General features: G+C 63.2%; 4 protein-coding genes and 1 pseudogene. 3 read left to right on the plus strand and 2 right to left on the minus strand.

All coding sequences use genetic code 11. The features are described 5' to 3' along the window. Positions 1–424 precede the first annotated feature (424 nt). Positions 425–655 (minus strand): annotated as a pseudogene (locus tag ABW137_RS32955) (nitronate monooxygenase); the annotation flags it as partial. Between the two features lie 510 nt (positions 656–1,165). Between ABW137_RS32955 and ABW137_RS32960 the strand changes: the two are divergent. Continuing rightward, positions 1,166–1,870, plus strand: coding sequence for an SDR family oxidoreductase (locus ABW137_RS32960; protein ID WP_526406665.1), 705 nt, complete (start codon positions 1,166–1,168; stop codon positions 1,868–1,870). Positions 1,871–2,509: 639 nt separating this feature from the next. Here the strand turns inward: ABW137_RS32960 and pdxR are convergent. Continuing rightward, complete coding sequence (gene pdxR, locus ABW137_RS32965; protein ID WP_526406667.1) at positions 2,510–3,943, minus strand: MocR-like pyridoxine biosynthesis transcription factor PdxR; 1,434 nt, start codon at positions 3,941–3,943, stop codon at positions 2,510–2,512. A gap of 212 nt (positions 3,944–4,155) precedes the next feature. On the opposite strand from pdxR, the gene ABW137_RS32970 reads away from it, so the two are divergent. Continuing rightward, on the plus strand, positions 4,156–4,707 hold the full coding sequence (locus ABW137_RS32970) for an antibiotic biosynthesis monooxygenase family protein (protein ID WP_526406669.1): 552 nt from the start codon (positions 4,156–4,158) through the stop codon (positions 4,705–4,707). A gap of 744 nt (positions 4,708–5,451) precedes the next feature. Then, positions 5,452–7,082 (plus strand): amidohydrolase (locus ABW137_RS32975; RefSeq protein ID WP_526406671.1); only part of this gene is annotated, 1,631 nt, incomplete at its 3' end.

Below are 7,082 nucleotides of genomic sequence, written 5' to 3' on the forward strand. Positions count from 1 at the left end.
CTTCGAGAGCATTGCTCTTGTTTTCAGCGTGACAGGGTGCCGTCAACAAATCAAGAGCATTGCTCTCCCATTGGTCGCCAGCGGCGACGCACGGCATGTGGCTCACCGGCAGTCTGAACGCGGCAATCGCGCAATGGCTTGTCCCGGCGGGACGCGCCCGCGCCGACGAAAGTCCTTCCACCGACGTAGATGTCGCTGCTGACGGCCGGCACCGCTCAGCCATGTCGTTGACGAGTCGTAGCTGATCGGGGTACGCCCCGGCCGGGGCGCGAGCGGCTCGGCCCACGCGGCGAGGTACGGCGTCGGCGCTGATCTCGCCACACGTCGGCACGGGTCGTCACCGTGGCCTCCGGCGCCAAGCCGCCGAGCGAAGACGACCAGCGCGCGTCGATAACGGTCTCTGGGCTGCGCGGCAACGCCGTGCCTACCTGCACTGCGCTGGCCCCAGCGCGAGCGCTGCGGTCACACTCCGCCCGTCGCCGACCCCGCCCGCGATCGACACCCGCAGATGGCCGGCGAACCCCGGCAACATGGCGAACAGTCCGACGTCGGTACGCTCGCCTTCCTGGTCGAAGGTTCCTCGATGGCCACCCGCCTCCATGCCCCGCGCCACAATCGCGTCGGGTCCAGCCGCTTCTGCGGCACGCGCTTCGAAAGGCGTTGTCGCGCGGGCGAACTATGCAATGTCACGGTCATGCAGCCGACGTACGCAGCCCTGGTCCAACAGACCCATAGTCGAGGAGACTACCGTCGTCCGTACCTCCAACGTGGCCTCAAACTGCTCCCGGTAGTCCGGCGCCCCGTCTCCCTCCCCGTCCCCGGCGTGCCGAACCGTCCGAGGAACGGGCAGGCCTGCTCGACCCACTGCTGGAGTTGGAGGTCATCGCCGGCCGCCGCGTCGGGTGTCCGGATGTTGAGTTGAAATGCCCCCGAGGAGTGATGTTCGGGGAAGTCGTCCAGGTGCTGGCGGGGCCGTAACAGACGAATGTTCGTCGGCGCGAATGTTTTCTTGCGGGTTGTCGTTCCCCTCAGGGGTACTGCCGCGAGCCCACCGGATTCGCGTCGGCCCTTCGGCACCGATACGTACAAGGATGCCCGACCAAGCGCGAGAGCTGCCGCCCACGCGACCGGATCGAGCGCCCGCCCGACGAGAAAGTACTCGCCCATGGAACTCGAGACCTGCACCGCTCTAGTCACCGGCGCAAACCGCGGCCTGGGGCGCGCCTTCGCCCTCGAACTTCTGCAACGCGGCGCCAAGGTGTATGCCGGTGTGCGCAATCCGTCGGACCTCGACGTCTACGGAGTCACCCCCGTAACCCTTGACATCACCGACCCAGACGCAGTTGCCAATGCCGCCCGGGCGGCCGGGGAGGTGACGTTGCTGGTCAACAACGCGGGCAGCGCCTACGTCGGCGACGTCTTGACGGGGGATCTGGACCTCCTCCAACGCGACCTGCAGACCAATTACTTCGGGACGCTGAACATGATTCGCGCATTCGCGCCCGTCATCGAGGGCAATGGTGGCGGCGCCATCTTGAACGTTCTGTCCATGCTGTCGTGGGTGTCGTGGCCCTTCATCGGCGGCTACGGTGTGTCCAAGGCGGCGGCCTGGGCGATGACCAACGCCGTCCGGCTGGACCTCGCCCCGAAGAAGATCGGCGTCACCGCACTGCACGTCGGCAGCATGGACACCGATATGACGGCAGGCTACGACATCCCGAAGACTGACCCGGCCGACGTGGCAAAGATCGCGCTCGACGGGATCGCCGACGGCCTGCCCGAGGTGATCGCCGACGACGCCACGCGTGAGGTGATGTCGCAATTGTCCGGCGGTGTTCCGGCGCTCTACCCCAATCTCTTTCCCGCATGACAGGCGGACCGGTACGGCAGGCCTGGACCGAATCGGAGTATCGGCGGCGTGGGTGTTGAGGTACGTCGCGGCCGCCACCAGGTGCGGCATTTCGATCGCTTGTGGGAGCGGTTCATTCGTCGCCGGCGGCTTCGGGGAACAGCGCCTCACCAAGACCGCTGCACTTCGTCGAGACCCGGCGGCTCGAATGGCCGGGCGGATCGCCCACACCGTTCGGGGGACGCGTGAGGATTTCTCCACCCGATCGCATCGACGACCTGCGATCTCGACCGACGCATAGTCAACGGCATCGAGGACTTCGGCAGGACTCTTTCGCGGCGAGCTTGCTGCTCCTATCCCCGGGGCGGCGATCGGCACGCCGGAAAAGGCCGTCGATTTCACACGAGGTGTCGCAGTTGACTCGGGATGAGCGGGCCGGGGCCGTGAATGATTCGCACACGAGCTGCTCGTTGCGAATTCGGGATCGTGCTGAGGAACGAAGAAAGTCCATGACTGCCTTCGTCTTTGGTGCCTGGCCTTGATCCGCCACGACCAGCGCACGTCCTGGTTGCCGCGGGCGTCCAGCAGTGGACGCCTGGCCTCCAGGTCAAACTGTCACCTGAAACCGCAGCAGATCCGTCAGTGGCGCAGGCACGTGCCTCAGTGCGGGTGGTTTCTTAGCACGTCCGCCAGGACGTCGAACCCGGTTCGCATGTCGCGTTTAGACGTTCCCGCGTAGCCAAGTAGAAGCGCTGATGAACTACTGGAATTGTAGTGGTGTATAGACAGTGGCCAGGCGTGAATGCCTTGCTGTAGGGCAGCTTTTGCGATCGCGGCATCGTCGATGTTCTTCGGGAGCTGTCCGACGAGGTGCAGGCCGCCGTCTGAGGGGGTCAACACGATCCCGCCGCTGAATTTCTCGGCTTGTTGGATCAAGAGGGCTTGGCGTTCGCCATATAGGACGCGCATGCGTCTGAGGTGGTTTGCGAAGTGGCCTTGCTCCATGAAGTCGGTGACGACTGCCTGGTCGATGAGGTGGGCATGCATGTCGGTGCTCAGATGTGCGGCAATGAAACCGTCGACAATGCTCTCGGGGGCGATGATGTAGCCCAGCCGCAGGCTGGGGAACAGCACCTTGCTGAAGGTCCCGACGTAGATGACTCGCTGATGGGTGTCGATGGCGGTGAGCGCCGCTAGAGGTTTCCCAACGTACCGGAACTCGGCGTCGTAGTCATCTTCGATGACCCAGGACTCATTGCGCGCCGCCCAATCAATCAGTGCCAGGCGTCTTTCCAACGACATGGTATGACCTAGCGGGAATTGGTGCGATGGCGTCACGATGGCGATCCGCGCAGTTGACTCGAGTGCGATACCGGCTACGACATCAAGTCCGGCCTCGTCCACAGGCACGGGGATGATGCGGGCGCTCGCCGATACCAGAGCTGCCCGCGCGCCGAGGTATCCCGGGTCCTCCAGCCAAGCGGCATCACCAGGGTCGAGCAAGATCCGGGCGCAGAACTCCAAAGCTTGTTGCGATCCGTTCATGATGATGACTTGGTCGGCGGTGCAGTGAATTCCGCGGGCAGTGGCGATGTAGGAGGCGATCGCCTCTCGCAGTGGGCGGTAGCCGGCCGGGTTGTCGTACGGCATCAAGGCGGAGGAGGAGGTGGCAAAGCGGGTGGAATAGAGCTTGGCCCAGGTCTTGAACGGAAACGCGTCCAGCGCGGGTAGTCCGATGAGAAACGCCGTTCCGCGCGGTTTTTGCCCGACTACTGCAGGAATCGGCATTCGGCGTGCTCGTGCAAGCCGCTCACCGCGGGCGGACAGAGCGGTCTTGGTGTACAACGCCGGTGACGTCGAGGATGGTGGGGTGGGGGTCGTCTGGAGCAAATCCTCGGGAAGGACTCGCGCGACGTAGGTCCCCGACCCTTGCCGACCGGTGACGTAACCCTCGGCTGCCAGCTGGTCGAAGGCCGCCAGAACTGTGTTACGCGACAGCCCATTCTGTGCGGCCAACACCCGGCTAGGGAGCAGCTTTGATCCTCCTGCAAGCTGACCGCTGAGGATGCTCGACCTCAACTGCTCATAGAGCACTCGGTACGCCGGCGGCGTGGGGGTCCGATTCGATTTGTCACCACACGGCGACGAAATGTTTCGTTTCGATGTCATATGGCCCCTCAATCTGCGTCCCAATTGGCTCTGGCCTCTGGGCGAATTATCCCTAGGATTTGAACCAATATGCCGTAATTACCCGACCTCCGTTGTCCAGCCGACACGGCAGCGGTGACATGTTAGGAAGTGACGCTGTGCCCGTTTACCTGAGCATGCAACGTGTGCGTTTCTCCAGTCCGGACGCCTACGAAAAGTTCAAGGTGGTGTTTGGCGATACTCGCCACCACCTGATGGCGCTACCGGGTTTTCTGCACCTGACCTGGTGGGAGCACCCCGATGATCCGGGCTGGTTCAACGAATGTAGCTTCTGGACCAGCAAGGAAGCGCTGTACGACTGGCACACCGACACTTACCACAAGTACGCGAAGGCCTGGGCCGCCAATGGCGCAATCATGGAAGACATCATCACCAATTTTGAACTCGTGGGCACTCGCCTTCTTCGTATCTGCCCCTGCTGCAATGAATTGCAGGACAAGCAATACGAGCTGAGCCAGGAACAAGCTGTGTTGCGCGAGCAGTGCCCGAAGTGCGGTTTTCACTTCCCGTACCTCACCGAGCAGCCGTCGAGCTTTGCAGTCTTCAAGGATGCCGAGCTCGACCCGACGGACGACAGACCCATCGGCGTCGCCGATGACCGAGAGCCCCTCATTGCCAGCGGCGTCGGAAGCCAGACCGAAACACCCTGACGCCCAGATCAATAGGCGCCTGACTGTTCCGGTGACACAGGTAAAGGGGCTGGTTCGGAAGCACAATCGCCGACTGCACCGCAGCAACCGCCGTCCTCGGCGACAGTCACGGTCGTCGAGCCCGCGACGCGTTATGCAACGGCCAGCAGCTCACTTCGTACGGACCATGGCACAGCGGCGGTCGCTGGGCGCAGTCAGGTGAGCCGCACAACCGCGACCGGTGTCACTTCTTACGGTAAATGTAATACGCATGGCCACAACGTATTTCGACGTCCTGCGGTGAGGGGATTCGCCGCAGAAACCACTACAGGCGCACCGAACAGACCATGGTTGCTGACATGAACCCGGTGGCGCGTCCCCGGCCACCCTGAGGCAATCCGCACGTGCATTCGACACCGAACTCGACGGTGCCAAGTAGTACTGGCGGCAGACGGGCGAACTCTTGTATCGCTGTCGCTTCCGCCCCCGGACGGATACAAAATTGCCAGGAAGGAAAGTGGTCGGTGCACTGGAGCCAGCGTCTCCGACGGTCCGAATCGATGTTGAGGTATGACCGCGAACGGTTCAGCCATGCGCGCCGTTTAGTACTAGGAGCTAGGCGGCGGTCGCCGTTTCAGGCTCCGATTGGATGAAGTGGTCATCACCGACGCCGATATCGATCGCTCCGTTGCCACAATCACCGAGATCGCCGTAGGGGTGTGACGCTCAGCCGCACACACCTCCGTTCCAGTAGGGAGTCTGATCGTGAGTGCGTCGACCGACCTGATCATCACCAACGCGCGTGTCTACACCTGTGATTCGTCGTCGACCTGGGCTGAAGCGATCGCCGTGTCCGATGGTCTGATCACGGCGGTGGGCACCGCAGCCGCCGTCGCCGAACATGCCACGACCAACACCGAAGTCGTGGACGCCGGCGAACGCATGGTGATGCCCGGCCTGGCCGACGTCCACACCCATCTCATGCTCGGTGGAACCGCCATGGCATGGGAATTGACGCTGAAACCCACCGACACCCTCGACGACGTCCTCGCCAAGGTAACGGCGCATGCGCACACCCTTGCCGCCGACGAATGGATCGTCGGCGGCATCGTCGGCAGCCCCGTCATGGACCAACTCGCATCGGGCGGATACCTCGCGGCTCTGGACACGGCCGCCGACGGACGACCGGTGCTGCTGCGCGACGACTCCTACCACAACCGTTGGGTGAATTCGATAGCCCTCGAACGCATGGGCATCGACACCACGACCCCCGACCCGCCCAACGGCACCATCGTTCGCGATCGCGACGGAAACCACACCGGCGTGCTCTACGAGTCGGCGTGCAACCTGGCCGAGAACACCGCAGCGGCGGCCATCGACGATCCAGCCGGACGTGACAGGGTGGCCATGCGTGCGGCGATCGAGTTGATGAATTCCTTCGGCATCACCGCAATTCAAGACGCCGCGACATTGGAACCGTCGCTGCGCGCCCTAAGCGAACTCGACGACAACGGCGGGCTCACCGCATGGGTGATGGCCACCCTTCCGGCCCGACCCTACATGTCCGATGCCATGTCCGGTAGCGAATTGTATTCCGCTGCACCGACCTACCGCCGGATCAAGGTGCGCCCAGACTTCGCCAAGTTCTTCCTCGACGGAGTCCCGATGACACGAACATCGGCCCTCCTCCAGCCCTACCTCTGCCACGGCGCTCACGAGGATCCCACGGACATGGGACCCCTGCTCTGGGCCGACGACGAACTCGTCGCCGCCCTCGAACAGTGTCACGAAGCCGGACTGGGCGCCAAATTCCATGCCACCGGCGATCGAGCCGTCCGCCAGGCACTCGACGCCATTCAGGTCATCCGAGAACGCCACGGCGCTGGACCGATCTTTCACATCGCCCACGTGGCCTACATCGCGCCCTCAGACCTAGCGCGCTTCGCAGCCCTCGGCGTCACCGCCGACGCCTCGCCGTACATCTGGTTCCCCACTCCATTCGAAACCAGTATCACCAATCAGGTCCCACCCTCGATCGTGGCTCGATCGTGGCCATTTCGCGAACTCCTCGACCACCGAGCGCTGCTGGCAGCCGGATCCGACTGGCCCATAGTTCCGACGCCCAACCCCTGGATCGCGATGCAGGCACTCATCACTCGGGCCAATCCCGACCCCCAAACCACCGGACACACCAACCCATCGGCCGCCATCACACTGGATGAGGCGATCTCAGTCTTCACCAACCACGGCGCACAAGCGATGGGCCTACACGACACCATCGGTGCGATCACACCAGGACGATCCGCGGACCTCATCATGCTCGACCACAACCTATTCGACATCGACACCAGCGCAATCCACCAAACAACGGTCCACCAAACCTACTTTCAAGGACA

The sequence above is a fragment of the Mycobacterium sp. genome, assembly GCF_040509115.1.
Taxonomy (GTDB): domain Bacteria; phylum Actinomycetota; class Actinomycetes; order Mycobacteriales; family Mycobacteriaceae; genus Mycobacterium.

Bases quoted from the DNA above. Each gene is read 5' to 3' on its own strand.
- ABW137_RS32960 (WP_526406665.1), top strand. From the start codon at position 1,166: ATGGAACTCGAGACCTGCACCGCTCTAGTCACCGGCGCAAACCGCGGC.